Consider the following 2,441-nt stretch of genomic DNA (forward strand, 5'->3'; position numbering starts at 1 on the left):
GAGAATTATACACCGGTCTTGGATATAGATGATCATTTAGTACCTAGTTTGGCATGTCATCACACTTCATATCGGCCAGTAAATATATAATATTCCATCAATCTGATTGACATGTACGCACCGCAAGACAATCGGTGTGGAACGATACCGAACACATGATCTCCCGCTCAGTCACCGTCGAAGACATCGATGAGTTGTTCCTCAGGTGGAACGACCATCTCAACGCATCGGCCCTCTATCGGCAAGCCCTCCGCGACGAGATGCAACTTCGCGACGTTGAGCCGCACGAACTCCGCGCACAACTCAGCGAAGCGCGTGAATTGGGCTACTCGCTCGATGAGATTGCAACTATGACGAGTCGCTACGCCGACCTCCAAGCGCTCGTGTACGACCACACCGAGTGACCTCATGTCTGACTCACACTCCCCAACTGACGCTCGCTCCGCCGACCAGCAACGGCCCTCCCAATCCATCCTCCGACACGTCGCGATCGGCGGCGTCCTGTTCACGATCGCTGCTGTCCAGCCAGTTGCCGCACAAGACAGCGTGGTCTGCAGCGCTGAGAAATTGCCGGGGATGGTTGAGGGCTTCTTCCAGATTACGACGACACTCGGCTTCATTGGGTTAGCAGTCATCTGGCAGGCCGACTCCCTCGCTGAGATCTTCACCGCCAGCCCCGAACAGAAAAAGCGACTCAAAGTCCACAAGCGCGCAGCACTCAAATCCGCCCTCATCTTGGCGGTGCTCGGCCCGCTGTATACCGTTGTGGCGTCGATTATGGGTCTCCCACTTGGGGACTGTATGAATCTCACTCCCTGGTAAGCGCCCCACCAATCCACCTTTGCCCTCCCATGAAGCATCGAGTGCCCTCCGTACTGGTAGCCGCGTTGCTCGTGTCGAGTTCCATTATCGGCCTCGCCACGGCACAGCCCCCGAGACCAGGGACTGAGACAAACGGCCTCACGGAAAACGAGTCGGCAACGCTCTGGTCTCGTGATAGCGACCGCTACGTCAGCCAACAAGACTACCAGCAGCAGTACGGCGACGACCGAACGGCACTCCACCAACTCGCCAACGGGACTGACATCACGTTCACGCGCCCGCCGGCGACGGCCGCGACGTGGACGCGTAACGATTTCGCTGATCTCGACGCCGGCGGGCCCGACACGTCGACGTACCCGCCTCATGCGTCACTCGAAGATGGGACGTTCATCGACGATGCGCACGCGACGATCTTCGCGGTCACGCCATCGACGCGCGGCCATCTCGATGCAGGTGAGACACCGCTCTATATCGCTCCCAATGGGACGGTTCGCGGGCTCGTCGACTACCGCGTTCGCGTTCCAACTGGGACCGAAACGGGTAATCGGACTACCGACTGGGAACTCGTCTCCCACGAGATTGAGAACATCCGTCTGAAAATCGATGGTATTCCAGTCGCAACTGCGAGCGGCACTCACACGCCAGAATTACAGTATCACACCACTCACTCGTGGGGTGCGAATCTCACGCTCGAAGCGACCATCTCCGTTCGCCTCAAGAAAACCATCGAGACAACGGTTGGTGGCGAATCCGAGACGACAGTCAACTACCGGACCGAGACACGAACCGTCTCAGATACACTCGATACCGAGATTTACGACCTCGCGGTGTACCCCTACTACGCGCAGTACCCGAACGGGGATACTGGCGTCGCGATTTTCCAGTCCCGGCCGTGGCAGGGCTATACGCTCACCGACGATGAGACCTCCAGAGTCCGTGGTGTGTGGCGGTTCTACACCGCTCGGAACACGAACTGGGACACACTCGTCACATCGACCGGGACGTCGACGACCACGGCACAGTCGGATGCGATTCCCGTCCGAGTACACGCCTATCCGTCACAGATCGGGCCGCGTGCAGAGCCCGTTCGCGATGGTCCGAATATCATCGACACGTGGGGGGTTGACCGGGCGTCACCCCGTGAGACGATCGGCGAGAACGTGACTGTCGAGGTCGTCAACGAGTCGTACACGCCCACGTACGGGCTGGCAGTCCGTGCAGAGTCCGTCGACCGGGAGGCGCTTCGGGTGGGTGGGATCGTTCGTGGCGTGAATGCCACGATTGTCGACCCCCAAGTCGGGTCGGCGCGACAGCTTCGTGAGAGTAACCTCTCTGTTGAGATCGTTTCGCAGACGACGTCGAACGCGACGATCCGAGTCGAGTTGCGCGATAACCAGACGGGTGCACCGATCGCATCGAATGGGAGTGACCGACAGTACCCGATTGGCGGGTCGTCACACAGCGGCTACATCACGGTGGGTGACCAGCGCGTTGCGACCAACGAGAGTGGCGTCACAATCGTCACGCTGGACGAGCCGGGGATCTACACCGCCCGCTACCACCCCGGCACGTGGCTTGGCCACGACCCGGCGTATGTGGGTGATACGGCCTCCGTTCGC

The 2,441-nt window shown here is 59.6% G+C and carries 3 protein-coding genes; all 3 read left to right on the forward strand.

Annotation, left to right across the window (positions count from 1 at the left end; all coding sequences use genetic code 11):
- Positions 1–155 precede the first annotated feature (155 nt).
- Positions 156–404 carry a hypothetical protein gene (locus tag C5B90_RS19705; protein ID WP_004967632.1) on the forward strand — a complete coding sequence of 83 codons (249 nt, stop codon included), beginning with the start codon at positions 156–158 and terminating at the stop codon, positions 402–404.
- A gap of 4 nt (positions 405–408) precedes the next feature.
- Positions 409–822, forward strand: a complete 414-nt coding sequence (locus C5B90_RS19710) for a hypothetical protein (RefSeq protein WP_115883613.1) — start codon at positions 409–411, stop codon at positions 820–822.
- Positions 823–851: 29 nt separating this feature from the next.
- Positions 852–2,441, forward strand: a 1,590-nt coding sequence (locus C5B90_RS19715; RefSeq protein ID WP_115883614.1) for a hypothetical protein, incomplete at its 3' end; no start/stop codon positions are given.

The sequence above is a fragment of the Haloferax sp. Atlit-12N genome (assembly GCF_003383095.1).
GTDB lineage: Archaea > Halobacteriota > Halobacteria > Halobacteriales > Haloferacaceae > Haloferax.

Bases quoted from the DNA above. Each gene is read 5' to 3' on its own strand.
- C5B90_RS19705 (WP_004967632.1), top strand. From the start codon at position 156: ATGATCTCCCGCTCAGTCACCGTCGAAGACATCGATGAGTTGTTCCTC.
- C5B90_RS19710 (WP_115883613.1), top strand. From the start codon at position 409: ATGTCTGACTCACACTCCCCAACTGACGCTCGCTCCGCCGACCAGCAA.